Origin of the sequence: Nostoc commune NIES-4072 (genome assembly GCF_003113895.1) — a bacterium.
Taxonomy (GTDB): Bacteria; Cyanobacteriota; Cyanobacteriia; order Cyanobacteriales; family Nostocaceae; genus Nostoc; species Nostoc commune.
In genome coordinates, this window is sequence record NZ_BDUD01000002.1 from 596,079 (window position 1) to 622,663 (window position 26,585).

Annotated in this window: 26 protein-coding genes and 1 pseudogene; 15 read left to right on the top strand and 12 right to left on the bottom strand. The window is 41.4% G+C overall.

Annotated features, from left to right (window positions below):
• Positions 1-6: 6 nt before the first annotated feature.
• The gene (locus CDC33_RS35100) at positions 7-570 is read right to left on the bottom strand and encodes a hypothetical protein (RefSeq protein ID WP_109013163.1); all 564 of its coding nucleotides are present in this window, start codon (positions 568-570) and stop codon (positions 7-9) included.
• A 692-nt stretch (positions 571-1,262) separates the two neighbouring features.
• Between CDC33_RS35100 and CDC33_RS35105 the strand changes: the two genes are divergently transcribed.
• Positions 1,263-2,780 (top strand): AAA-like domain-containing protein, encoded by a 1,518-nt coding sequence (locus CDC33_RS35105; protein WP_109013164.1) that lies wholly within the window; start codon positions 1,263-1,265, stop codon positions 2,778-2,780.
• Between the two features lie 34 nt (positions 2,781-2,814).
• On the top strand, positions 2,815-6,831 hold the full coding sequence (locus tag CDC33_RS35110) for an AAA-like domain-containing protein (RefSeq protein ID WP_109013165.1): 4,017 nt from the start codon (positions 2,815-2,817) through the stop codon (positions 6,829-6,831).
• Positions 6,832-6,886: 55 nt separating this feature from the next.
• Here the strand turns inward: CDC33_RS35110 and CDC33_RS35115 are convergent, their stop codons facing one another.
• Both CDC33_RS35115 and CDC33_RS40945 read right to left on the bottom strand, forming a co-directional pair.
• Positions 6,887-7,099 (bottom strand): IS4/Tn5 family transposase DNA-binding protein, encoded by a 213-nt coding sequence (locus CDC33_RS35115; RefSeq protein ID WP_244919524.1) that lies wholly within the window; start codon positions 7,097-7,099, stop codon positions 6,887-6,889.
• 90 nt (positions 7,100-7,189) lie between these two features.
• Positions 7,190-7,462: pseudogene (locus CDC33_RS40945) on the bottom strand (transposase); the annotation flags it as partial.
• A 184-nt stretch (positions 7,463-7,646) separates the two neighbouring features.
• Between CDC33_RS40945 and CDC33_RS40015 the strand changes: the two are divergent.
• Positions 7,647-9,467, top strand: coding sequence for a LamG domain-containing protein (locus tag CDC33_RS40015; RefSeq protein WP_244919525.1), 1,821 nt, complete (start codon positions 7,647-7,649; stop codon positions 9,465-9,467).
• Entirely contained in the window at positions 9,394-11,703 is a 2,310-nt protein-coding gene (locus CDC33_RS40020) for a LamG domain-containing protein (RefSeq protein WP_244919563.1), read from the top strand. Before CDC33_RS40015 ends, CDC33_RS40020 begins: the two co-directional genes overlap by 74 nt.
• A 219-nt stretch (positions 11,704-11,922) precedes the next feature.
• On the opposite strand, the gene CDC33_RS35135 is transcribed toward CDC33_RS40020, so the two are convergent.
• From CDC33_RS35135 to CDC33_RS35145, 3 genes are all read right to left on the bottom strand, one after another.
• Positions 11,923-12,144: a hypothetical protein gene (locus CDC33_RS35135; protein ID WP_109013168.1), complete on the bottom strand. Its 222-nt coding sequence runs from the start codon at positions 12,142-12,144 to the stop codon at positions 11,923-11,925.
• 450 nt (positions 12,145-12,594) lie between these two features.
• Entirely contained in the window at positions 12,595-13,251 is a 657-nt protein-coding gene (locus tag CDC33_RS35140) for a hypothetical protein (protein ID WP_109013169.1), read from the bottom strand.
• 318 nt (positions 13,252-13,569) lie between these two features.
• Positions 13,570-14,325: a hypothetical protein gene (locus CDC33_RS35145; protein ID WP_109013170.1), complete on the bottom strand. Its 756-nt coding sequence runs from the start codon at positions 14,323-14,325 to the stop codon at positions 13,570-13,572.
• A gap of 782 nt (positions 14,326-15,107) precedes the next feature.
• On the opposite strand from CDC33_RS35145, the gene CDC33_RS35155 reads away from it, so the two are divergent.
• The 6 genes from CDC33_RS35155 to CDC33_RS35180 all read left to right on the top strand — a co-directional run bounded on the left by CDC33_RS35155 (position 15,108) and on the right by CDC33_RS35180 (position 19,353).
• Positions 15,108-16,313: an ISL3 family transposase gene (locus CDC33_RS35155; RefSeq protein WP_109013172.1), complete on the top strand. Its 1,206-nt coding sequence runs from the start codon at positions 15,108-15,110 to the stop codon at positions 16,311-16,313.
• Between the two features lie 40 nt (positions 16,314-16,353).
• On the top strand, positions 16,354-16,566 hold the full coding sequence (locus CDC33_RS41465; RefSeq protein ID WP_280524480.1) for a TerB family tellurite resistance protein: 213 nt from the start codon (positions 16,354-16,356) through the stop codon (positions 16,564-16,566).
• A 199-nt stretch (positions 16,567-16,765) separates the two neighbouring features.
• Positions 16,766-17,188, top strand: a complete 423-nt coding sequence (locus CDC33_RS35165) for a cupin domain-containing protein (protein ID WP_109013173.1) — start codon at positions 16,766-16,768, stop codon at positions 17,186-17,188.
• Between the two features lie 25 nt (positions 17,189-17,213).
• Entirely contained in the window at positions 17,214-18,065 is an 852-nt protein-coding gene (locus CDC33_RS35170; RefSeq protein ID WP_244919526.1) for a class I SAM-dependent methyltransferase, read from the top strand.
• A 141-nt stretch (positions 18,066-18,206) separates the two neighbouring features.
• Positions 18,207-18,362, top strand: a complete 156-nt coding sequence (locus CDC33_RS39590; RefSeq protein ID WP_181374337.1) for a hypothetical protein — start codon at positions 18,207-18,209, stop codon at positions 18,360-18,362.
• A 337-nt stretch (positions 18,363-18,699) separates the two neighbouring features.
• Positions 18,700-19,353 carry a TnsA endonuclease N-terminal domain-containing protein gene (locus CDC33_RS35180; RefSeq protein WP_244919527.1) on the top strand — a complete coding sequence of 218 codons (654 nt, stop codon included), beginning with the start codon at positions 18,700-18,702 and terminating at the stop codon, positions 19,351-19,353.
• A 425-nt stretch (positions 19,354-19,778) separates the two neighbouring features.
• Here CDC33_RS35180 and CDC33_RS35185 read toward each other — a convergent pair whose 3' ends face one another.
• The 5 genes from CDC33_RS35185 to CDC33_RS35205 form a co-directional block, all read right to left on the bottom strand.
• Positions 19,779-20,318 (bottom strand): DnaB-like helicase C-terminal domain-containing protein, encoded by a 540-nt coding sequence (locus tag CDC33_RS35185; protein WP_280524481.1) that lies wholly within the window; start codon positions 20,316-20,318, stop codon positions 19,779-19,781.
• A gap of 45 nt (positions 20,319-20,363) precedes the next feature.
• On the bottom strand, positions 20,364-21,725 hold the full coding sequence (gene dnaB / locus CDC33_RS35190) for a replicative DNA helicase (protein WP_109013175.1): 1,362 nt from the start codon (positions 21,723-21,725) through the stop codon (positions 20,364-20,366).
• Entirely contained in the window at positions 21,722-22,243 is a 522-nt protein-coding gene (locus tag CDC33_RS38065; RefSeq protein WP_146195920.1) for a hypothetical protein, read from the bottom strand. Before CDC33_RS38065 ends, dnaB begins: the two co-directional genes overlap by 4 nt.
• Complete coding sequence (locus CDC33_RS35200; RefSeq protein WP_181374338.1) at positions 22,159-22,836, bottom strand: hypothetical protein; 678 nt, start codon at positions 22,834-22,836, stop codon at positions 22,159-22,161. Before CDC33_RS35200 ends, CDC33_RS38065 begins: the two co-directional genes overlap by 85 nt.
• Positions 22,837-23,466: 630 nt before the next feature.
• Entirely contained in the window at positions 23,467-23,826 is a 360-nt protein-coding gene (locus CDC33_RS35205) for a helix-turn-helix domain-containing protein (protein WP_181374362.1), read from the bottom strand.
• A 295-nt stretch (positions 23,827-24,121) separates the two neighbouring features.
• Between CDC33_RS35205 and CDC33_RS39595 the strand changes: the two genes are divergently transcribed.
• On the top strand, positions 24,122-24,298 hold the full coding sequence (locus tag CDC33_RS39595; RefSeq protein WP_181374339.1) for a hypothetical protein: 177 nt from the start codon (positions 24,122-24,124) through the stop codon (positions 24,296-24,298).
• A gap of 20 nt (positions 24,299-24,318) precedes the next feature.
• On the opposite strand, the gene CDC33_RS35215 is transcribed toward CDC33_RS39595, so the two are convergent.
• The gene (locus CDC33_RS35215; protein ID WP_109013178.1) at positions 24,319-24,564 is read right to left on the bottom strand and encodes a hypothetical protein; all 246 of its coding nucleotides are present in this window, start codon (positions 24,562-24,564) and stop codon (positions 24,319-24,321) included.
• Between the two features lie 314 nt (positions 24,565-24,878).
• Between CDC33_RS35215 and CDC33_RS38070 the strand changes: the two genes are divergently transcribed.
• The 4 genes from CDC33_RS38070 to CDC33_RS35225 all read left to right on the top strand — a co-directional run bounded on the left by CDC33_RS38070 (position 24,879) and on the right by CDC33_RS35225 (position 26,481).
• On the top strand, positions 24,879-25,160 hold the full coding sequence (locus CDC33_RS38070; RefSeq protein ID WP_146195921.1) for a hypothetical protein: 282 nt from the start codon (positions 24,879-24,881) through the stop codon (positions 25,158-25,160).
• 85 nt (positions 25,161-25,245) lie between these two features.
• The gene (locus CDC33_RS35220; RefSeq protein WP_109013179.1) at positions 25,246-25,725 is read left to right on the top strand and encodes a hypothetical protein; all 480 of its coding nucleotides are present in this window, start codon (positions 25,246-25,248) and stop codon (positions 25,723-25,725) included.
• A gap of 181 nt (positions 25,726-25,906) precedes the next feature.
• On the top strand, positions 25,907-26,035 hold the full coding sequence (locus CDC33_RS41470) for a hypothetical protein (protein WP_280524471.1): 129 nt from the start codon (positions 25,907-25,909) through the stop codon (positions 26,033-26,035).
• A 98-nt stretch (positions 26,036-26,133) separates the two neighbouring features.
• Positions 26,134-26,481: a hypothetical protein gene (locus CDC33_RS35225; RefSeq protein WP_109013180.1), complete on the top strand. Its 348-nt coding sequence runs from the start codon at positions 26,134-26,136 to the stop codon at positions 26,479-26,481.
• Positions 26,482-26,585 lie beyond the last annotated feature (104 nt).

The window sequence follows — 26,585 nt, forward strand, 5'->3', positions numbered from 1 at the left end:
ATTAGATTATCTATGGCAGTGATGCCAATCAACGTAAAAGATGTTTTGATAGCGACCGTTTGAGGTAACGATTTCTACACACCGACCTGAGTTGCCTTCAACCCAGAACGAAGCAACAGAAGTATTTGATACTTTTTCGTTACGGCGATAGGTATATCCCCGCTGCCGCACTTCGCCCTCTGCTTGACCAGCCCTCGCTCCTATTAGGTCTGGCAAGGGTCGGGAAGAGGAATTGCCTGTATTTTGAGGACGTTTCCTATCGCCGCGATCGCAATCTGCCGTGGTTCCGGTATCAGCCAGAGAGACGTAGCGACCTTGTTCTGTCTTCACGCTAATGCACCGATCGGTTTTAGTTTGAGTCCAAAAGCTATAAGTAGAATCATCAGATTTTTCAGCCCAGCGAAACCTATAGCCCCGCTTTTGGAGTATGGCTTCTCCATCTCGTCCGCGAACATTCACTAAATCTTGAAGTCCGCGAACAGGATCTCCAGCATTTTGAGCCTGGGCTTTGAGGGCAATTGTAATGATTAGGGAACTCGCAACGATCGGAATTAAACGGTTTATTTTCATGTTGTTTTGTCAAGAGTGCCAATATTTTAGGAATCATTACAAATTGGATTGCTTTAACCTAAAGCGCCCCTTCATTGGTATCAGAGAAGTAAATGATAGGACAAGAACACAGATGTCAGGGTGATAGTTAAAGTTTGACATAACTGTAGGTTGCGATTGTCTCAAGCATTCGCCTTTAGGCGTTCCCGCTTTTTGAGGCACAAAGTTACGAAGGAAAAAAAGTAATTTTAAAATTTCATAGTTCTGATTGAGCAACGCCAATATTTTAGACAGCTTCAAATTTCCCATGTTTTCTTATTTACCTCAAGTGCAGATAAATCAGTTAACTTACTTGCAGGCAAATTACCTAAAAACACTCTTATATAGGCTGTAGCTTTGGTAATCTCAGGATTGGGCAATAAAATACTTCATTTGCTTAGAAAATTTTGTATTTTTATATACAAAATTTTTATTTATTTACATAGATGTTTAAAACTTTTTTAATTATTTTTTAATAATGTTTTATTTTATCACTGCTAAAAAATAAATAGATTTTTTCCCAGTTCAAAAACTTTACTTACATCAGTTAAGCTGTTGCATATATCTGGTAATATCTAGATTACATCGATTAAAACATCATATACGTCACTTAAGGCTGGAAACCGCTTTTGAGCAAAATTAATATGAAAACAAGTTAAAATTTTTATTTATAAATGAAAGAAGACAAAAATAAATCACTGCGAAAAAGAGGAGTAGTTCTAACTGCTGTTGGGATAAAGAGATTGCAAACTGCAATTTTGGAAGAAGAGAGACAAAAAAGAGGAGGTAAACGTTTTACACAAGTAGAATTAAGCGATCGCATTGGAATTTCTACCTCTAGTTTAAGCCGTTTATGGTCTTTGAATTCGAGGATAGATCCGCGTACCATGCGAATCTTCTTTAGTGCTTTTGATTTAGTGTTGCATGAGGATGACTACACCCTCTATGATGCAAATGACATTGATTTTCATCAGGAATATTTCCAACAACAAGGACAGGTGATAGTTGGAGATTTATCGGAAAATTCAGCTAATTCTGTGCAACAACAAACAATCACACCAAATACTGCACCATCTCAAATTGTTTCCGTATTTCTCGGTGAAGAAAAATTTAAGAGTGAAATTACACTCCAAAAACAAAACGATTACAACATTCAAACAAAGATTAGTGAATATATAAAATATCCCTGCACTCCTTTATCTTTAGATTCTAAATTTTATATTCCTCGTCCTCCATTAGAAGAGCTAGCATATCAAGAAATCACGCAACCGGGATGCGTCATTCGCATTCAAGGTTGTCGAGGTATGGGTAAAACATCTTTGATGTTACGGATTTTAGCTCATACCAAAACGTTAGACTATGAAACAGCAAAACTCAATATCGCTCAAGTTGATATTGATGTTTTACAAAAGCCTCAATTATTCATGCAATGGTTAGCTGCAAGTATAGCTCGTCAACTAGGCATAGAATTTAATGTCGATAAACATTGGGACGAAGAAATAGGTAGTAAACTTAGCTGCACTCTTTATTTAAAAGAATGTTTGCTTGCACCTTTAGAAAAACCTTTATTATTAGTATTAGACGAAGTTCAGCATATTTTTGAATATCCCGAACTAGCCAATGAATTTCTACCGTTGTTACGTTCCTGGCAAGAAGAAGCGCAACATGATGAAATATGGGCAAAGCTGCGTTTGGTGATTGTTTATTCCACAGATGTTTATATTTCTGTTGATATGAATCAATCTCCCTTTAACATTGGGCTACCATTGAAAATATCGGAATTTAGTTTTGAGCAAGTAATTGAGTTAGCAAACCGCTATGGAATTGATTGGCAACAAAACAAGCAAGTGCAGCAATTAATGGAATTAATCGGGGGACATCCAGCATTACTGAATCTTACTCTTTATCATCTGCGCTATCATAAATTAACCTTAGAAGAGATTTTGCAAACAGCAACCACAGAATTAGGAATTTATCGGCAACATTTACAAAATTTATTAAATAAAGTACAAAAAAATAGCCAATTATTAGATAGTATAAAAAACCTTTTAACAAAAGATGAAAATATAGATTTAAATATATTAACTGCTTACAAATTAGAAAATATAGGATTAATTCAATTGCAGCAGCAAAAATGGGTAATTAGTTGTAAATTATATCGAGATTTTTTGAAAAAATATCTAGTGTTGTAATTAAACAAGGTTCAGCAAATCATGATTTGCTATTATGAACAAAAGTATTTATAAAGTTGGTGGTTGTCTGAATGCTAATGCTGCTAACTATGTTACTAGGCAAGCAGACATTGAACTTTATACAGCCCTGAAAGCAGGGGAATTTTGCTATGTGTTCAACTGTCGCCAAATAGGTAAGTCTTCACTGCTGGTGCATATCAAGCAACAATTACAAAATGACAGCTTTAGTTGTGCTTACATTGATATTACACAAATACGCAGCCAAGAACTCACCCAGACACAATTTTATAAAGGGATAATTGTCCGTTTGCTGCATAGTTTTGGGTTAGCTAAGAAAATCGATTTTGCAGCTTGGTGGCAAGAACAAACTGAGTTATCACTCATACAACGTTTGGGGAATTTTATCGAAGAGATTTTGTTAGTCAATCTAAGTAATAATCGGATTTTGATTTTCATTGATGAAATTGATAGTTTGCTACAATTAAGCTTTGGCATAGATGATTTTTATGCTTGGATTCGGGCTTGTTATCAACAAAGAGTCCATAATCCTGAATACGAACGACTGGGTTTTGCTTTATTTGGTGTTGCGACTCCCTCTGATTTAATTCAAGATAAACTCAAAACACCTTTTAATATCGGTGTTGCCATTAATTTAGAAGGATTTACATTAGCAGAAGCTCAACCTCTGGTAGTAGGATTAGAGCCAGTTGTAAGCAATCCCCAAGCGATATTTAAAGAAATTATGGTTTGGACTAATGGACAGCCATTTTTAACGCAAAAATTATGTCAGTTGGTGGTGAGAGCCAAGCAACAGCATCACAGCCAAGGGATGAATCTAGAAAGTAGCAACGGCAAAACTAGCCCGCCTTTGGAAATTGCACCAGGTAAGGAAGCAGAGTGGATAGAGTTTTTAGTGCGATCGCAAATCATTAACAATTGGGAGTCTCAGGACGAACCAGAGCATTTACGCACAATTCGCAATCGCCTACTTTATAATAATCAGCGCGTTAGTAGATTACTGGGCATCTATCAGCAACTTTTACAAGCTATGCCTATAGCAGCCGACGACAGTAGAGAACAGGTAGAACTGCTGCTTTCTGGTTTGGTAATTAAACATCAAGGATATCTGCAAATCCGCAATTGCATATATCAAGAAATTTTCAATTCGGAATGGGTAGAGGAACAATTAAATCAATTACGTCCCTACTCGGAAACACTATCAGCTTGGATTGCTTCTCAAAAACAGGATACATCCCGACTTTTACGGGGACAAGCTCTAATTGATGCCCAAAAGTGGGCGCAAAACAAAAGCCTCAGCGACTTAGATTACCAATTTCTTGCCGCTAGTCAGGATGCAGAACAGCAAGAAATCCGGCGGCAATTTGAGGCGCAGCAGGAAAGCGAACGGTTCTTTCGGCAACTAGCAGAAGCTATGCCCCAGATGGTATGGATTGTAGAGCCAGATGGTAGACTATCTTATACCAACCAGCACTTAAGTACTTTTTTGGGGCGATCGCTTTCGGAGGTGACGGACTGGAAAAGTCTGGATCTGGTTCATCCCGATGATCGCCTCATTAGCCTTACCGCCTGGACACATTCCCTAGAAACCAACTCACCCTATGAAGTGCAACTGAGAATACAAGATGTTGCAGGAAACTATCGCTGGTTTCTCAATCGAGCGATTCCCATTAAAGATGGAAGCGGACAGGTGGTGAAGTGGTTTGGCACCAGCATTGACTTAAATGATTTGAAACGACAAGAAGAATTCCGGCGATTGCAAGAAGTTGAAAAGCGACTGCAACAAGAAAAACGTGCCAGTCGCTTGCAAAAGTGGCTACTAGGGACTGTTAGTATTGCTTTCCTCGTCGCCAGTTTCTTGGGAATGTATGCCTTTGCTCAAAGATATCAAGCCACTCTCCGAGAAATTGAAGCGATCGCTAACGTTTCTGAAGCTCAGTTTGCCTCTGGAAATCGATTAGATGCTTTAGTCAGTGCCATCAAAGCCCAGACCCGATTGAGCAAATTAGCGGATGTGCCTACTGAGTTAGTTTCCAAGGTAGATCGAGAATTGCGCCGTGCCACCTTTCAAGTGATTGAACGCAACCGCCTGAACGGTTATCAAGGTAAAGTGCGGGGTGTTGCCATCAGTACCAACGGGCAGACAATCGCTGCTGCTCACCAACAGGGTAAGATTACTCTGTGGAAAAGTGATGGCACATTGCTAAAAGTACTCAGCGGACACAAAGGAGAAGTCTTTGATGTCACCTTTAATCCCAAAGGCGATAAACTAATTTCGGCTGGGCAAGATGGCACGGTGCGACTGTGGAAGCTGGACGGGACACTGGTTAAAACACTCAAGGGACATCCAGATTCGGTGCGATCGCTCGCCGTCAGTGCTAACGGACAATGGATTGCCTCGGCTAGTAACGACAGGACAGTAAAACTTTGGCGTATCGACGGCAGCTTGATTCGCACTTTCAAGGGACACAGCGATGCAGTTTCAAAGGTGGCGTTTAGTCCTGTTGGTGCTAACATCCTAGCCTCGGTCAGTGATGATAATACTCTCATCCTCTGGAATCTGGAGGGTAAGAAAATTCGGACACTGAATAATCCCATCGCATCCAAAAAAGGTAAAAACCGTCTGATGAGCGTCACCTTCAGCCCTGACGGACAAACTCTGGTAGCTGGAGACTGGATTGGTAATGTTATCTGGTGGACTGTCACTGGCATTCTATTGCAAACTGCCACAGAACATGACAGCAGTGTGGTGACTCTCGCCTTTAGCCCCGATGGTCAAACCCTCGCTTCAGCTGGTTGGGATAATACAATTAAGTTTTGGAACAGCGATCGAACTGTCAATCAAACCCTGTATGCCCACATTAACGGTACATGGGAAGTAGCTTTCAGTGCCGATGGTCGTCGTTTGATTTCCGGTGGCGAAGATGACTTGGTGCGGCTGTGGCAGCTGCAAAGCGAGATTCTCACGGTATTGCGGGGTCATCGTGCCTCTGTTTGGCACACGCCCATTAGCCCTGATGGGCAAACAATCGTTTCCTCTAGTGCTGACGGTACCATTAAGCTGTGGAATCGAGCCGGACAACTGCTCAACACCTTAACCCCGCCACCAGGACAGGTTTGGTCGGTGGATATCAGCCCAGATGGAAAGGACATCGCCGCAGGTAGCGATGATGGTTCTTTGACCTTATGGACGATGCAGGGAAAACCCTTAAAAACGATTTCAGCCCATAACGCAACAGTGCGGGATGTGGTGTTTAGTCCCGATGGGCTAGAGATAGCTTCCATCAGTTGGGACGGCACAGCCAAACTCTGGAAGCGGGATGGCACTTTCATCCAAACCCTGAGTGAGTCCCTACCTAAAAACCGCGATCGCCTCAATGCTGGAGCATTTAGCCCTGATAACCAGTGGTTAGCGATCGGGGGTCGAGATACGTTGCTTCGCCTCTGGCACAGGAATGCAAACGGGAAGTTTCCATCTCAGCCGCAATTCACCCTGAAAAGTCATAACGAGACTATTTGGGATGTTGCCTTTAGCCCTGATGGAAAGTTCGTTGCCACAGCCAGCGAGGACAAGACAATTAAACTGTGGTCGTTAGACGGTAAATTAATTCGCACCATTCCCGCCCACACAGATCGGGTAAACGGCATCACCTTCATTCCCCCCCATTCTGGACTCCCCGACAATTGGGGTACCGTCCTAGCTTCCGCTGGTTGGGATAATACAGTGAAACTGTGGTCGCTAGATGGCATCCTCCACGCTACTTTGGAAGGACATGAACAACGCGCATTGAATGTTGCCTTTTACCCTGCTACCCACAACCAAGGAGCAATTTTGGCATCTGCCGGGTTAGATGATGTGGTGATTCTCTGGCAACTCGATCGCGTCTTGGATAATAACCAGATATTGCACTCTGGTTGTATGTGGATACGAGATTATTTACAAACGCATCCAGATTTGAGCGATGGTCAATCTCTTTGTCAGGTGGAAAAAACAATTCCTCCAGCCCAGTGGATAAACCAGACACAACGTTAGCTAGCAGCGTCTTGTTCTGCAACAGTCTCCGCCGTCATTTGACAGTGCGGTTCTATCACGCTGGGAAATTGCACTTTTGGATTAGCAAAAACTCATAAGCCCTCTTGAGTACGCTTCCACTACTGAAAACTTCCAACAGTGCTTTGCCAAATCCCAAACTTAGAGCATAACCGATTGACATTGCACGTTCATTCAATCGGCGATCGCCTAAAGATATGGTTGCAATTTTTTTTCCCACCAGTCCAGCATTGCTTGTTACCTTTAGCACCCAATTTTAATTAGGGCTTGCTGAAAAAGTCAGAAACCGGCAGGAGAAGGATTGATTAGTTACTCAATAAGGGTTAATCATAACTGTGTCCTATCTGCTTGCTATCAAATTATAAGTATCAATAATATTAGACCGTATACTAGGTCTAATATTGAAAAATGGACACAAAAAAGTACACAAAAGCTGTGACATTTGAGTAGAAAGATTCAGGACTAAAAAAGTAATAGCAATTGCAGTAACAGAAGTATGATTTAGTTTCGCCATCACTCTATCCAAGCCAAATCTTCTTTTAGCTTGTCCAAACTTACCCTCAATAGAATTACGAATTCCTTCGTCCTCTTTAGCTTGCTTCTTTTTTTCCTCAACTCTTGCACCTGAATATATTTTTAGGCTCTAATAATCTAGAGACTGCCACCTTTTCTTTCTTTTTCAGCAAGCCCTGACTAAGGGAGCAAATGGACTGCAAAATATCGACACCCTAGACTTTCGAGATGCTAACGGACTGCCCTTCTACGAACCCACCACCGAACTCTGTACCATTGGCAACTTGCAAAAAGGTTGGTTTGCCGTCGTTTTAGTTCCCACCATCGAAAATGATATCTATCGTTGGCATATTTTCGCCCATAACAGTCAAACCCAAAAAGTGGAATTGACCACCCTACGTGCCTCCGATGAAGGACTATTTGAAGTCAAAGACTACACCATTTTGGAAGAATCTGACAACGGCTTACTACCCCGAAGCATTCCTGGTGTGATTAAGCGCACCTTAGATATTGCCAGTGTCACCATTAACAATGGTTTAGCCGCCACCAAATACGATTTACAACAGTCTCAGATGACGCAATCAGGGCAAGAGCTACTGTTGAAAACCGCCACCAGATTGATGTTAACAGTTCCCACCAGCACAGGAACAGCCGCCCTCAGTTTTGCGATCGCCAAAGATGGGACACTCGCACAAATCGATGAAACACCAGACACTACTATCATTCGCAGTAACCAGCGCGAAGTTCTCTTACCCCTCAACACCTTAGATGAAATCAAAGCCTTTGGTGACAGAACACCACCTCCCCAAGGCATCATTTCCGGGTTCTCAGAAGGTACTGAAGCAGAAGATGCCGAAGATTTGGTGAAAATATCCACTAATGCCCAAGCCGCAGGATTAACCGATGGCGACCTAGTAAAAATCACTGGCACTAAAGATTATCAAGGTCTTTATAGCACCCGAAAAATCGATGCTAATACCTTTGAAATTAACATTGCTACAGGTACGGAACTAGGTTACTGGGAAAAACAACAAGAAGAAGGTGGCTTGATTTTTGACGGTATGATTACCGCCTACCAGAAAACAGCCGATGGCAAATTGCAAGTTACTTGTCCCAATCATGGTTTAGAGAATGGCGATCAAGTCCAGCTTACTGGCACACAAGCCTACAACGATACTTACCCAGTCAAGAAGATTGACGATACTCACTTTATCATTGAGCGCAAATGGGCAACGGGAGAAGCCATCAACGTCAGACTAGTAGCCCTGAAGCGACGCGGTATAGTCTTTGATGGCGTGGATGATTATGTAGCAATTCCCTACTCCACAGAACTTAACCCCAAACAATTTACCGTTACCTGTTGGGCAAAAGTTACAGGAGGACAAGGAACTTATCGGTCTGTAGTCACCTCCCGCGACATCAAGACCAGCAATACTTCTGGATATATGATCTATGCTGGAGACAACAATAAATGGCAATTTTGGCTTGGTAATAATACCCAAAATTGGCTTAAACTTACTGGTTCCGATATTGTCCTCAATCAATGGACACACATTGCCGCTACCTTTGATGGTAGTAAAGCTAAACTGTATATCAATGGAATATTTGCCGCAGAAGTAGCAGCAAATTATACAGCTAACACAGCCCGTCCTCTGCGAATTGGTACAGGAGGAACAGAGGGAACAGCACAACAATTTTTCTCTGGTCAAATTGCCGATGTTCTGATTTGGAACTTAGCGCGCACCGAAACAGATATCAAAAATAATATGTATCTGCAACTAACCGGCAAAGAAGTTGGCTTAGTCGGTTATTGGCGCTTAGGTGGCATCTCCGAAGGCAAGGTGATTGACTTTGCAGATAACGGCAGTGATGGTACAGTCTATAGCGATCCTTATGTAGGGGCGATGACACTCAACCGCAAACTGGGAGACAATACAACTGATGCGGTGAAATATAGCAATTCTGAGCTAATTGCAGTTAGTCAACGGGCAACATATCAAGAAACCTTGGTTTTTAGATTCTACTGCCACGATTTCTTTTGGTGTATGGAGCCATGTTGCTACTACCTACGATGGAACAACTCTAAAACTTTATATCAATGGTAAGTTAGAAGCCTCTCAAACCTTTGGTAGCATTATCGCTAATGCTTCACCATCTGTATTAATTGGTGCACGCCAAATGAATGGACAAGCATTTGTTTGTTTCAACGGTCAAATAGCCGAAGTCTGCATCTGGAATACAGCCTGCACAGAGGCACAAATCCAAGCGAATATGTACCAAAGCCTAACAGGGCAAGAGTCAGGTTTGGTTGCTTATTTGCCACTCAATGAAATCAAACCAGAAGGCTCGACGCTCAAAGTTTTAGATCTCACCAGTAACAATAATCATGGTACTGTCAATGGAGCAATTAGCCAAGATGACAACACCTTGCCCATTGGCGGCAATGCTTTAGTGAGTGCCGAATACAGCACAATTACTGTTGAACCTGTCACCAAGCGTAAATCTGCGCTCATGCGGCGTTTTATAGCCAGTCCCGCCCTCAATGGTGTGGAATTACTACCAGACAAACGCATCGAAGAACTAGAACTCAAATGGATTGGTAATGCCCAGTTTGCCCCCACCCTCCTGGGCTACATTGAAGGTGCGCCACCTGTACCTAGTGAAAACCTGACCTTGCCGGATGACTATAATGGCGCAAGTTCAGTAGAATTAACTATCTCTGAAGATGTGGCATTTAGCTGGAATCGTTCTCAAGATAGCGGATTGGGTGCGAGTACCGAAATATTTGCAGGTGCCGATGCAGAAATGAGTGCAGGTTTTGCAGTTTCCGCAAAAATAGCTAGGGTTCGTGCTGGCTTCACAGGCAACCTTGCCTTTAGCTACCAATTCCAGAATGAGAGTAACATTACCTCTAGCTCATCTCTGAGCATGACGGATAAATTGGAACTGCGGGGTACACCAGAAACAACTCCTAAGTTCCCTCATCTGAACAACCGATTTATTCCCAAAAACGTTGGTTATGCTTTGGTGGTTTCTGCCTTAGCTGATGTGTTTATTACTCGACTAGCCCGGAGTGGCAAAATGGTTGGGTATCAAGTCCAACCTGTTGATGGTATTCCCCCGGATGTGAATACAATTACCTTTTTGATGAATCCGGCTTATACCATGAATGGTAGTTTGGATGGGTTAACGGGGAGTAGTGCTACTAGCGATCGCTTCTTTAAGCACGTTCCCCAAATGCGCGCTCAGTATGGTTCTCTTTATCCCGCCAGTTACTATCGTCTGCAAGAAGCTTATAACCTCAAACAAGCGATGGAGAAAGAAGATAAGCGCCGAGAATCTTATTTTGATAACTTTGATGTGCGGACAGTTGATGAAACCTCTTTGGGACGGAATATAGATAGTGGTGATGCTCCCTCTACTGTTGGTGTACAGAGGGAAGAAGACAAATCCAGTACCACGATGACTGATGAGCAAAAGACAGCACAGCTAAAAACCGAATCAGCAGCTCTTGTCAAGCAGCAAAGCGCGGCTACCGAAGCTAAAAAGGCAGAAATCCAAGGTAAGATTGACGACCAAGATCAACGAGTCCATGCTCAAACAAGTTTTGCCGGCTGGCAGAAACGAATGGAAGATATTCAAATCAAGGCAGGCAAGCGGAACATTGTCAATACCTATGTCTGGGATGCTGATGGCGGACTGCGAACTGAAGCTCAGAGTTTTGCCAATACAGTTGAGCATACCATTGGTGGCTCCTTTGGGCTGAATGCAGGTTTAGGATTTGAAGGAAAGTTTGGTGGTGGCGGTGCTGCTGTAGAACTAACTGCTCAAGCTACTATTAACATGACCCAAACTATGAGCAAAACTGAATCTCGCAGCAAAGGTATACAGTTAAATGTAGACTTGAGCGGAATCGAGTTCCGGGGAATCACTAACTACAACGATCTACCAATTTTACCAGGAGAGAAAGTAGACCGCTATCGGTTTATGAGTTTCTATCTGGAAGGTACTACCCAAAACTTCCAAGACTTTTTTAGCTATGTGGTTGACCCGGAATGGTTAGCTAGCAATGATGAAGAAGCACGAGCGTTGCGGCAAACACGAGCCGGCAAACCTAACAAAGCTTGGCGGGTGCTGCATCGTGTTACTTACGTGGAACGTCCAGCTTTGATGGGATTTGGTCAGGATGCTCGCACATTAAAGTCTATAACAGTAATTTCTGACAACCAGATATTGCTCGATAAAATTACTGAATGGCAGAAAAAGAACCAGAAATTAGAGGAGAAGATTCAGGGGCTAGAAGGGAAAATCAATCAAATTATTAATGCCCTGCAAAGATAGCAGTAGTTAATAAACCTCTGAGGATGTTTGGAAAGTCGTGAAAGATAAGCTGTTACGCATTTAAGTTGCGTAGTTACTCATGAGGGTTGTCCAGAATCAACAGTCAAAAGTCCAAGTTCAGCCAAGACTTGTGACTGTTGACCCTTGACGGGAGCAATGCGATGCAAGTGACGTGGGCGAGCAGGGGAGGCAGGGGAAGAGAAAGAAATTAAGTGTATTTCAACGATTGAGAGCCTTCTGAACAGTTTTATACCCAGTAGCAAGATTCCCTAACTTCAGTTGAGACTGCTGGGCGATCGCGTAAAATTTCAAGTTCTGAAATCGCTGGCAAACCGACAGGCTGTTTAACACTTGCTCAGGCGTGAGTGCGAATCGCCCTAGTAATCTATTTGCAGCAATGCTCGGTTTGGTAGTTGTGGGCGGTAAGCGATCGCAATCCATGCGTGAGAAATCCGCATCTTAGCAGATTTGTGTCTACTTTCTTTTTTCAGCAAAAGCGATCGCGCTTATTAATGCCTTCACGAAGTTATAGGTGTTTCAGCTTGCAACTTGTCCAAAATCTTCTTCAAGTCATAGAAAGCTAGAGCGGTTATTGTTACTGTGCAGCTTCAAAAGGTTGGGGAATATTTGGCATCAAGGGTACATAATTGCTGTAACGCTTGAAATATCTGGTGTTTAAGGACTGTTAGCATAAGTGCGTTCGCGGCTGTTGTGGGCATAAATGCGTTCTTCATTTTAGCTTTTACCAACTTTCGATGATTGAATAGTTTCTTTCGTCATACCCAAAACCCAGCAATATATTTGAAAATATGGCACAAGCTCAATGTTTCTGTTCTTTTGGATTAGACGCATTCAAGTAACTTTTTAGAATGAAATAGCCCTGTTTACTTGTTACTTGTTACTTGTGATTTGATATTCGGCAGGTAGCTTCAAATTGTACCATTGTTTTGGAATATCAATATCCGGAATTATCAATCGACTCTGCATTGGATCTCTCTCATTAGAGTACAATTCGTGAATCTTAAAGGCAGGAATCAACTTAATTAACCGAGTTTTTATACCGATTGGATCTAAAAAATAGTTGAAAGTTGAAAGTTTTGAAGTTATGGATATCAAATGAGGTTTCTCCTCATTTATTTGAATAAAGTTTTTTGAATGCGCTACAGCCATCAATAATTTACCAATTCCTTTTTTTCGCCAGTTCTCTTTGACTACAAATTTAGTCAATTCTCGTATATAATTGCCTGAATACTTACAAGGAACTTCGGTTTCTGCTAGTAAACTATCAATATCTTCTGAAGTAACCCCTCCATATCTTTCTAAGTTTGTACTATGTATATACAAGCTTATAGTGGACACAAGTTCATCATTAACTAAACCCATTAAGTAGTGATGAGGCCAGAGTTCAATTTTATTTTCTGGATTATAAGTACTGGAGAAGGTAATACCTAACTCTTTGTAGTAAACTTGGGCGATTAAAGATTGGCATTGAAGTACTTCAGCCTCAGTTTCTGCAACCTTAAAAATTAAGCGAAAACTCCGATTCATTTGCTTTTCAAGCGGATTGCAAGCATTTTTACGATGGATGAATAGACCTCTTGCAAAAGTCCTTCTTAGCGTTTTTTTCTTTGCGTCTTTGCGCCTTTGCGTGAAACAAAAAAATATTTATGCAAGAAGTCTAATAATTATGTATGCACACATGCCCTATTAAAAACAGCAATAAATGGTATGGTAACTGGGGCAAGTTGATATTGTATTAAGAATTTTAGTCCCACCCGATGGACGAATACAACAAGCAATTGAACAGAGGATTATTCTGACTGACTATAATAATTATTTGTCTCGCCCATCATTGCTGACTAAATATTAGACCTGAATCCTTGCTTCAAAATTATATAGCTCACGATGGGCTTGTGCTAAATTGAGACAGTCACTTAAGCAAGAACCATAAGTGTCGAGAGCCTTACTAGCAATACTAGATAACACTGTTAAATAATCGGGATTACTATTGAGTAAGTTTTTGATCATTCTCTCATTGAGTTGAGTGTGAGCAACATCTACAATAATATGTTCTTCTAAAAAGCTGATACATTTGGTAATATCGTTACCAAGTACTTTTTTGCACTGCTCAACTAGGTGAGATAGGCATCGCAAAGATAACATTTCAATTTCATACTCTATCGCCACTTGACCAAACGGAGTGTCTCCCGTGATTGTATCTTCATGTAGTTTATAATACTCAGATACACTGTCAGTTTTAGGCTGAGAGAAAAACCACTCTGCATCCAAATGCGGTTTTCGTTGACTATTCCAACGGGATACTAAAGCTTTAGTATCTGCAATCATCATTAACTGATGCCCTGCTTCTCCTTTGGCGTGTGCGATTAATAATTGACCCACTTCAGTAAGACCAATTTCAATACAGCGCTCACCTGCTCTGCGAATCCAACTTTCAACTGGCTCAGTCATTTCAATTCCTTGAGAACAGTAGTATAGCAAAAACATCTCTAAAAGAATCGGGTCGATATTAGGGTCAAGCAAAGCCTTTAAGGTTGATCCGCGATCAAATCGAGATCGAGCAATAGAAACATTATTGGTGTAAATATCAAATGCTTCTTGCATAAGAATGTTGTGTAATTTTTTTTAAATTTAACGCTTAATCTTAACAGCTTATTAATCACTTGTAAACGGGTGCATCCCAATTTTTATTCTTCCAAAACAAACAAATAAATAATCAATACGGTTCAAAGCCGAGATACGCGGCTTTGAACCAAATAAACAAGAATACTAGCCAGGGATTGTCATTGATAAACAAGTGGTCACCCACAAATCGGATAAACAGTAACGCCCCAAACCAAAAGATGGTTCCGAGACTCATGAATAGGATTAGGTTAGTCAAAGATTTGTAAGAATTCAGCACGCAGGACTCAGCGGTGTCAAAATTGTGAAGTAATTTAGGATAAATGTCAGATGTTATCATTAAATCTTCTTATGCTTATTTAAGCATTCTGACTTTTGAATTCTGACTACCTTAACTGATATATATGATGTTTTGGCTAAAGTAATTTACCTTTTAACTGATTTAAATGATAGCCATACTTGAAAATTAATTTAGGATAAATGCGAGATGTGATTATTAAATCTTCTTCTGATTATCTAAGCATTCTGATTCTTGAATTCTGACTACCTTAACTGATGTATATGATGTTTTGGCTAAAGTAATTTCGGTTCTTCCGGCATTTTTATGGTGATAATTAAAAGTTACTAAATTTTAAAGACTGTAATTTAGTGTTATTGATACTTGAAATACAGACAGTGTAAGTATTTAAGAAAAATAAAGCATACTTAAATAAACCAGAAAAACCAGTTTATATTATAACATGGTAAATTTTTAGACAGTCGTTATGAAATTTCCTGTAGAACAAATCCTAAATCTTCCCGATATGAAAGTATTAGATTTTCAGGAACTTGAAGGGGAAGAAATAATTATAACGATAGAAAAAAGTGTGAACTATTCGACTTGTCCTTGGTGCGGACAAATCACTCACAGTATACATCAAAATCACTGGCGGATAATTCATGATTTACCGTGGAACAAAAAAACAGTGTTGTTAAAAATAAATCGTCGGCAATTTAAATGTCATAAGTGTAAAAAAGTATTTAGTGAACAACTAGATTGTGTAGATCAAAGCAAAAGATATACTAAAAGATTAGCAACAGACATAGTTCAACAAGTATTAAATAGTAATATCCATAGTGTTGCCAAAAGAAATAGCTTAAGTGATGAAGAAGTAGAATCAATGTTAAAAAAGCAAGTAGCACAAATATTAAACATCAACTTAAGTCAGATAAAAAAGTTAGGGATAGATGAAATAGCTTTAGTTAAAGGACAAGGAAACTACTTAGCAGTATTAGTGGATTTAGATACTCATAAACCAATTGAGATAGTGCAATCAAGACGGATAGAAGATATTCGTGAAGTACTTGTAAATTGGGGCGTTGAGGTACTTAATCAAATTGAAGAAGTGAGCATTGATCTCTGGTCGCCTTATAAAAACTTAGTAGAAGAGTTAATGCCAAATGCTAATATAACTGCTGATAGATTTCATGTAATGAAGCAAGTAAATGACGAATTAGATACTATGCGTAAAGCTGAAAAGAAAGCAGCCATGTCGCTAGATAATAAATCAGAGAGAGAGCGAATATTAGAGGCATTGAATAAAAGTAAGTATGCGCTGATAAAAAATCAAGATTCTCTTAATGAAAAGCAAAGAAAAAAATTAAAATCTGTGCAAGAGGTGTCGCCAAAACTAGCCAAAATGCACGCACTTAAAGAAGAATTCCGAGATATATTTGAAACAACTAAATCTTGGGGGGATAGTATAATAAAACTATTGGATTGGATGTATGATGCACTTTTATATTTTCCGAAAAGTCTAGGTACAATAGTTAGATGGTTTGGTGAAATAGTCGGTTATTTTGACGGAAGAACTACAAGTGGAGCTGTAGAAGGAATTAATAATAAACTCAAGTTAATTAAAAGGCTTGGATATGGCTTTCGTAACTTTAACAATTTCAGATTACGCAGTTTGTTAAACTGGCATTTATGAAGATTTAGAAGAAGTCATTGCTCGCTCTCCTCAAGTATCCATAGCACAGAGAGATTTACTTCTCACGGCAATTAGGGCTTGTGCTGCTGATGGCGAACTTCATGAACAGGAAAAGGCAAAAATTCGGCAAATGGCTTCTATTATAGGGGTTTCAGAGGAAACAGTAGAGCAATTAGAGCAACTACAAAAAGAAGAATCAGCATTACGCCAAAAACGCATTAACCTCTTATATCCTGAAAAAAGCCCCTATTAACAATACCGTTGCCAAAATAAGAGCATGAAGAGGTAGGGCGTTTCGTAGTAGAGTTATTGTCTCTCACAACGACAACTCAGAAACTACTAGCCGCCCATGCCCGACATCTTATCACTATTGCAATGCCTTCTACCGCAAATAAACGCTACAACGATGCGGCAATTGAACCAGATAATACTGCAAAGGCAGGAGAACTTATATGGCATACAAAACGAACCTACAAAAAGCTGTGACCAATACAAATCAAGCACTCAAGGAAGGGAAACTGGATGATATTCATCCTTATGAGGTTAACGGTTCTTTTATCAGGTCATTTTTGCCACCTGGTGAAATTCCCCATGTAGGCTGCGATCACGTCTTTATGCCCGCTAATACTTCCTTACCGCCTCACCTACATCAACGTTCTAAAACTTACTTGCTCGTCACATCAGGAAGAGGGTATGGCATTATTGGAGACCAACATATTAGTATAAAAAAAGGAGACATCATTTGCATAGAGCCTCAAGTTGTGCATTCCTTCTCGACCGAATCTGAAAGTATAGAGTTTATCTCCATACAGTCTCCTCCAATTTCAGATGAAAATGGAAATGTAGATTATGTGCTGATGCTGAGCGTAGAGTAGTGAGTTTCATAGCGGATACAATATCATGTTTTCAGAATTACAATCTGTTAAAGCTGCTCAGACAACGGCAATCACACAAAATGATCGTTATACACTTGCTACTGGAGAGTTGGGCGCATATCGACTTTCAATCCTTAATATAATCCACAGACCTTATACCGAGTCCCTATTTCGACGAGTTAGACTTGAGCAAGGGATGGTGATAGCTGATATTGGCTGCGGTACTGGAACTGTTTCTAACTGGTTGGCTCAACAAGTTGGTTCTAGTGGCTCAGTTGTTGGTGTGGACTTGAGCGTGGAACAGGTAGAACAAGCGCGACGCAATGCAAAAGCTCTTGGTTTAAGTAATGTAACATTTAGTCTTGGTAGCGCCTACGATACTGGATTGCCTCAAAACTTCTTTGATTTAGTTTACTGTCGCTTCTTGCTAATGCATTTGACTCGTCCTATTGATGCACTTGTGCAAATGCGATTACTTCTTAAGCCTGGTGGACTGCTTGTGTGTGAAGAAGCAGACTTTAGTACTGCTTTTTGTGAACCTTCTAACCCAGCTTATAACCGCTGTTTTGAACTTTTTCTAGCTCTCTCACATGCAAGGGGTCAGCACTTAAATATGGGGATTATACTTCACCGTTTTTTTCAGGATAGTGGATTTGTAGCTCCAGAAATTTCTTTGGCGCAAGCTGTCGTAGTGCGTGGGGAGACCAAGCGCGTAGTGGATTTGTCACTGTTCGAGGCAAATGACGTTTTGATTGAAGCTGGATTGACGACACTTGAAGAGATTAACCAGACGATTGCCCAAATCAAGGCGTTAGCCGCTGACGAAACAACAGCGTTTGGCATCCCTCGTGTTACACAAGTATGGGCGCGAAAATAATGGACTGGCAAAAACCAAGAGTAAGTTAATTAGGGCTAAATATAGCGAAGACACTGTTGGCGAATTCTCTAAACAGCTAAACTGAACCGATTAGTTCAGAAATAAACCGATTGAGAGCTTTCTGAGCAGTTTTATACCCAGGTGCTTGCTTACCCAGCTTCAGATCAGACAAAACACGGTCACGTAAAATTTCCAGGGATGCAACAGGCAATTCAACAGACTGTTTTGCGATGGGCTGCGGAGCGTTTTTTGCGATCGCCGTATCAGATGTTTGATGAAACTCGCTCTCCCGTGTAATAGGGTATCCGCCGAGATAACGATACCGTTGGCGAAATATTACTTAACATAAAAATGGCGGATTATCCATGTAATACATGGAAAGATAGATATCCCCTCCCGTGTCATACATGTGTATGAGAACAAAAAAGTTCTACACAAGACAATAAAGTTGTACACTAGACAATAAAGTTGGATACTAAAGCTAAAACCAAGCTTCATTGTCTGTGTTTGTTGACAGTGAGTGTAAGTGTTGGCGCGGCTTGAGCCAAGATAACGGATCAAAGGTTGAGCAAAAGCTGTTTGCAGTTAGCTTTCCCAAAATCCTTTATTTGGCATGGAAGGAGAGGGAATAGGCTTGCGTAGGCGCTCAATAAACCAAAAGAATATAGACAAATACATCGCCTCTGGTTGTGGTCAAGGTCGAGGTGCTGACTATAAACCGTGGCTAAAAGTTCAAGATGTGCCTTCAAGAGGGCAGGTCAACCGTATTAAAGGATGGAAAACAGGTAGGGTAGACCATTTTTTCAGCGAACTGGAACTGGACTACTTTTACGTACTGGAATGGTCGCAAGTCGTTTGTGACATCCGAGAGCAATATCCTCTACTACCGTTGACACAAACCCAGGCAATAGCTTCGGAGTGTGGTTTTCGTCACCCAGCAGTTGGGCGTACCTCTGAGTTGGTTGTAATGACAACAGACTTTGTAGTGACGATGCGTCAAAGTATTGGCACAACAGAAATTGCTCGCACCCTAAAATACGCTAAAGACTTACAGTCAAAACGAACTTTGGAAAAACTAGAGATTGAACGTCTTTACTGGCTCTCTAGAGGTATTGATTGGGGAATAGTGACTGAACGCGAAATACCATCTGCACTGGTGAAAAATGTTGCATGGTTTCATCCGTTTTTGTCAATTGAAAACCTCTCACCACTGACTGAAGGAGAAATTAAGCGCATCGCTACGTGTGACTTGAAGAAGATTTTGGACAGGTTGTCCAACTTTACCTGACAAAAATGGATGTCCAACTTTACCTGACAAAAACGTCCAATAAGTAGCATAAAGTAAAACTAAATTGCTCAAACCCTATACCTGTATACAAGATGAAGATTTTGTTAATAGCGTAAGCAGCGCGTGAGCAATGTTTGTGAGGAATCCGGTTCAAGAGAAAAGCCGCCTAAGAGTAGTATAAAAGCGGATTTGTTTCATGCAACAAAGCCGAATTAAACTCTCAATTGCTCTACTACCAATTGGTAATTTTTGGGCGAGAACCTGAGCATAGTTTGGGGTTGCCTATGGCATCGTACTATTAATGTATTTGCAAATGCAATGCAACAAAGCCGGACTCATCGGTGGTAAGCGATCGCACTCGTAGCAAAACTACAACCTGTACAATAAGCTCAACCAAAGCGATCGCAATTATTTTAAGTTCACGTTCACCTTGCCAAATTCAAAAATCGGGAGGTGGATAAATCACACAGCATGGTAGCCGTGCCTAATTTACCGTAAAGTCTGTTTTTTTCAACAATCAGCTCAATAGTGCGATCGCTCGAATCTTTGGTGTAAACAGCATCTCGATAAAGCATAATCAACTGATCGCAAACCTCGAAGATTTCACCAGAGTTGCGGAGTAAATGACGGTTGGGGCGTTTCTCAGCGGAGTTTTGATTCCCCCGGTTAATCTGACAACCCAAGAAAACAGGGATTTTGTGGTCTTTAGCGATCGCACGAATTTGACGAGTAATCTTGCCAACTTCATGAGCCATGTTGCCGCCGGACTCCAGGGGGATTTGCTGTAAATAGTCAATAAATACAGCGCCGATAGAACCACCAAATTCGGCGATCGCACAGCGAACAGCAGAGGCGATCATAGTGGTAGTAGGGGTGGAATGCTCAAAAATCTTCCAAGGCATTTCTGCTAGTTGCCCGACTCCCTGTGCTATTTGTTGCCAGTAGTCTTGAGTCTGAGTTTGAATAGAACTTGTATAAGCCTCATAAGCGCTCCCCTGCTCAAGCTCTCGCTAAAAACTTCGACCACGAGAGAGATTCTTGAATTTGGTAAACTGATGGTCAAATAAAAGTTTAACCGTACCAGTAGGGCCATTGCGCTGTTTACGAACAATTAACTCAGCAATACCACGGTCAGGTGTATCGGGGTTATGCATCTCCTCACGGTAAAGCATGATGACAACATCACTGTCTTGCTCAACTGCACCACTTGACCGTAAATCGCTCAGTATGGGACGTTTATCATTACGGTGTTCAACTTCACGGCTTAACTGCGATAAAGCAAGCACTGGCACATCCAAATCTTTGGCGAGTTTCTTTAGCCCCCGGCTGATTTCTCCAACACGCTCGGTCATGTTAGCCCTGGAGTCAGTACCTTCTGCCATTAGTTGCAGGTAATCAACAACCACAAGCCCAACACCACCGTAATGCGATGAAACCCGCCGGACTTGGCTACGGATTTCGGTTAAGCTGGGGCAAGAATTGTCATTGATGAAAATCGGCAGTTCACTCAAAGAAGCGATCGCTTGGCTTAGAGGTTGCCACTGGTTATTAGAAACGCGCCCAGTTTCTAATAAGTTGTTTTCAATGCTAGATTCGCTGCTGAGGAATCGCTGTGCATATTCATCAGTAGACATCTCCAAACTGAAAATACAGACAGGTAATTGACCACTAAAAGCAACATTGAGAGCGAGATTACCAGCCAAAGCAGATTTTCCAACAGATGGACGAGCAGCTAGCACGTACAAGCGCCCTTTGCAAAAACCACCACCAAGTAAACTGTCAAAATCATAAAAACCAGTGGACACAGCCGGGCTTGCAGTTCCGGCGTGACGTGCTTCAATCTCGGTGAAAGTGTTGGCTAAGGAATGACTGATATGAACCAAGTCAGCAGCAGAATGCTCTGATGCAATGCCGTAAACTTTTTGTTCAGCTTGGTCAAGGACTGTACTGAACTCGGTTTCGGTTACATAGCCCAGCTTGACAATCTCAGTTCCAGCTTGAATTAACTGCCGCCTTTGATATTTCTCCATCACCAAATCGGCTAACGCATCGATGTTAACGGCTGACACAGTACGGTCAAACAATGTAGCCAATTTATTACGTCCACCGATGCGAAACAACAAACCATTATCAGACAACCAGCTGGTGACATAAAGCAAATCCGTTGGTAGTCCTTGGCTGTATAGTCGTTGCGCTGCCTGGTAAATATCTTTGTGAGCGTTGATGTAAAACGCATCGGCTACCAGGCGATCGCTGATTCGGCTCATGGCATTTGGGTCAAGCATGATACCGCCGAGTATTGCTTCTTCAGCTTCGATGCTTTGCGGGGGCAAGCGGTCTTGTTGGGATGAAAAGTCTAGTTCTTTCGTCATGCTACTTGTGGATGTAGGTACGCATACATAGAGGGATGTTCTACTTTTAACCAGTTCAACCAGCTATCAGTAGCACCTGTATGATTTTGGTCATAGCGGGTACTGAATTGAGCGATCGCCTTATCAGTGCCGACTCTATCGCCAAGGTCTAGCAATTCACAGAATGTAGCTTTGTGCCAATCAACTGAGCGATTTGAGTAGTAGCCAACGGGTTCAAGTTTTGACACAGATTCAGATGTCTGTGGTGCAGTTAACTCCAAAACTTTTGACCAATAGCCCAATAGTTCTTCTAAGCCCCCCTTGCTCGCTTCCAAATTGCCAATGGATTTGATGACTGTGGGAATTTTTTCAAGCCAAGAACAACCAGTCCAAGAAGCCCTTTCTCTGGCGATTAATTCTACAAGGGTGCGATCGCAGGTTTGGTAAATTTTATCTATGGTGGGTGTACGCCAAGGGAAGCGCCAGCCACGCGACTTGATTTCACTTCGGTAAACGGCAGGTAACGGATCTGATGCCATGATGCCAGGATAGATATATTGCCCAACTGCGGCATTACAGCATGTCCATGTGAGGCATTACTGCCTGTAACGAATGGGCATTCTGTATTGGATGAATAGGGCATTATATATTGCTCTGTTGGGGCATTACATATTGCACTATCGAGACTGTCTATATTGGACGAATTGGGCATTATGAGTGACTGTTCATCAACATCATCGAGAGCCTTGTCGGATTTGCGAGTCCAGGCTTTTGTGATTTCTACTATTGGTAGCTCAAGATTATTCATAAAAGCTGACCAGCGTTGATTTAAAGCATCTTTATCCAGCCAAAACTCTAAGCGTCTAGGGCAACCTGTAAACTTTTCAAAGAGCAAACCCCTAGCTTTAAGGGATTTTCGGGCTGATTCTTGTTCTTTCCTACTTAGTCCAGTTTCGTTTTCAATTTCGGCTTGAGTTTTATAAATCCAACCTTCAGGATTTTTTTGTTTGCCTAACCAGTAATACATTTGGCATAAAAATAAATTTGGTAAAACGCCACCACTGATTTCAACTAGTTTGGGATAATAAGCAACAGAATTACCAATGTCTGTCAAAAAATCTGTTAGTCTCATAAAATTCTCCTATTGGTATTTTTGAATGTAATACACTTAAAATTTTGTTTTTCAATCTGACTAATAGAATTTGTTTCTTGCAAGACGCGATAATGTTTTACAGACACAAGGAATCACCTTCTTCACCCAATATGTAGGCGAATTGAATTTGGGCTTGCTGGTCAGCGATCGCCTGTGGATTTTTAAGTCTTGTAACTAAAAGCTGGTATTATGTTGGTACTTGGTTTAACGATGACATAAGCGCGATCGCACCATCCCCTGTAGGGCGATCGCTTTTAATCGCCAATCAACCAAGGCCATCGCTTGGGGTCTGGGTGATGAGCATCGAAGAACAAAAATTCTTCTTCCCAGTCAAGGTGAAGAATTAGATTAATCTTGTTGGGGTCTTGTTTGTCAGTGGGTATACCCCGCTAGGAGTTATTGTCTACTTACTGCCACCGGAAAGATTCAGTGTAAATTTCTCTCATTACTGCCTTGTCCACCGCAATCTCTAGTGCAGTAAAGGTAGTAGGTATTTTCTGTGTATTTTTCAACTTGTCATTTATATGTCAACATCATAATTAGCTCATTTCGTGATAAACGATTTGGGCGAGCGATCGCATTGCTTTGACCGGACAGCGATCGCTCTGTTTAAGCAGCTGAAAAACACGCTTGAGTATCAGGATCGATTGATTGAGGCTTATGCTTGCTTAATGAGGTATCCTCATTACTGCCGCTGCCAGGGTTCCCAGAAGGGTCGAAAGTGCCTGAGTCTGGAGTGTAACTAATTAAATCAAATGGGGTAATCTGCTTGTCTAAATTATGTGCCAAGCGATTCAGAGCATTGCAAAGATTATTTAAGGAATTACCATCCAAACGTGGCATAGTCTTTGCTTTTCGCAAATTTGTTACCGAGTTCGCACTGATATTTAATTCATTGGCAAGATCACCTGCTTTAATGTCGTATCGCGCCATTACCTCTTTTAGTTTCCACCTAATCAAAGTCTGCATCACAAAAATCACCACCTTAAATGTACTCCTCTATTTAACTTACTACAAACATTATAAGATAGACTTGGAAATTCCACAAAAAAATTATGAATTTTCCAAGTTACATATTGACAAGCGATAAATTCAAAGTTAGACTTGTAATTACAAGAGAGGAAACGAGCGCTAGCCTCTTTTGCAAAATAAAGAAGCGCTCACCACAGAACCTTGACAGTTAAATCCAGAGTGACCGCTTGAGAAGTAACCGAGGCACTGGCATCACCAGAGAAGGCGAGAGGTACACAGCCGGGAAATGGATTTGGCATTAATAAAAAATTACCAAGCGGGACGACGGGCTGTGAGTTGGAGCGGTATCCGTCGCCTGATTAGAAATCTCCTGTCTGGTAAGCTCCTAGCCACTGGGAGGAGCATTACAAGCGAGGTTGCCTATTGTGTGCGTACAGAAACAGCGATCGCTCTCAAAACAAGTACATAGACGCGATCGCTTTTCTGCATTCAGCTTTGGTATCGGGATTTTAACCTAACTACTGGTTTGGGGTTTTGTTCAGCAGCGGTCGGCTGTTGTGCGAGATATTCAATAAGTTCAGCCCCAGTTAGCTTTTTTACCTGCGTGTGAGAACGAATTGGCTGAGAAGTAGCATTTAAGCTGCAACAGTCATCGCTAGTTTTTCTGTAGACGTAACCAATACTCATACCAGTAATACGGAAATAATCGCCTGCTTGAAGCTCTTTGAATGTCATAAACACGACTTCAACTACTGAACTAAATACACATTACTTTACACAGTGATTTCTGGCAATCAGCATTGATTACTAAAGAAGAATTCAGGAGTCAGGAGCCAGGAGTCAGAATGAACACAATCATGTGTAGGTATGGATGAATAATGGTCTAGAGCAAGTGAATTTATTCGTGGATAAATAAAAAAGCTTTAGCTTCTTTATTGAAACCCCTGCTCTTCTTCATGGAAATATTCTGAATTCTGAATTCTGACTTCTGACTCCTTCTTACAAAATCCGAATAAAGACACAGGTTACTAATTTAGTAACGCTGATTCGTGATAGTACAAAGCGCGATCGCTCTACCCAGCAACCGGTTGCACAGAGGATTGAATCTTCTCTACAGCCGAGCGCTGTTTAAGGTAAGGCTTTGCCAAGTATTTGTGAAAACGTTGTGCAGCAGCACAACGGCACACGAAAGGATTTCAATTATGAAAAATACAACTTTGACTGCCTCAATTGAACAATTGTTGTCCAAGCCTTTTGACGAGTTAACTGCCCAGGAGTGGGAGCAGTTACGCAAGTACAAACCCCGCAAACGCACTGCAACAGCGGCGTAATTCCCATGTAAATCAAAAGGCGATCGCTTCCCCTGGAAAAGTTAGCGATCGCCTTTCATCTAAAATCAATCGATTCCTTAAAATTATGACACATAGCATCACAAAAACCCAAGACCCCCTCACGAGCCGCGATCGCACTATCATTGCACACATCATCAATCAGTCGGATTATCCGCACAAATGCCAGAGCGAGCATGTGATTACCATCTGGATAAATGATGATGTGGTGTGGGTGAAGATGACCCACGGTTACGCGCGGTTCAACAAAATTCAGTTCAAAGCGGCAGTTGCCCACTTCAAGCAAGTCCTCGAAACTCCACGGGAGCGCAACGATCGCTTATCTCAAGAATTGGAAACAGCTTGTAAGAAATTCAAGCTCTGGCACGGTCAAATTGACTGGTTGTCATTTGGCTGCAAACTCTTTCAAGACAAGGAATTGATGGGGGTCGTCGGGTACAACGAGCGAGGCTGGTACTGCCGACGTAGGCAGTATGGGCCAAGTCAACAAGTTCTTACTATTGATGATGCGATTACTTTGCTGGGAGTAAAGGTAGCAGCGGCGTAACAATGCAAAGGCGTGGCTATTGATAAGCTGCGCCATTGTTTTGTGAAAACTGACAAAGGGATTAATTATGACCACTGCAACAGTTGAAGAACTCGCTGCGTAGACAAATTGCACAAGAGTATCTGGAAAATGTAAATTCCAGGGATATGGTTAAATGTTGATTATTTAGGGAGATTGCGGCATGAAAGTAGAAATAGTGAGACAAGAGAATAACAATTTAGGCGTTCCCGAACAACGCCAAGAAGTGGGCAACAGCGAAAGTGATATTAATGAAGCGATCGATGCACGCCAAACAACTAAACCAAGATAACCCTGGTTTGGTGCATCAGGTAATCATCACTAAGGCGTGATGTGCTTACGCACTCAAGATATTTCGCACTTTGATTATTGAATTCATAGCAGAAAATCATGTCTAATAAAGTATATTTCGGCTTTGCTGTTGCTGATAGTATGTTTCCGGCTGAGGCTACGATTAAAAAACAGCCTTTTGATGCAACTGCAAATAAGAAAGAAATTGAGTCAGCAGCATCTTGTTGCAACGGAACGCATAAAGCAACTGTTGAAGCAGCTAATTCTAGATTTGGGTTGAACATCCAAATCCCTGCTAAGCCTCCGAGTATTTCTCTTGGTGTAGGCGATTCTATTATTGTGATGGGTGTGAGGAATCTTCCACGTTTAGAGGATAATCGCCACTACACCGATGAAGAAATCAACAGTGCATCTTTTGTGTTTAGCAAGTACACGATAGTTGAATAATTAAAGTGCGATCGCTTGTTTAATCAGGGCGATCGCGGTCAATAATTTATTAAGACGGTGGAGAATTTACATGACCAAAAAAGTTATTGAGATGTACGGGGAAG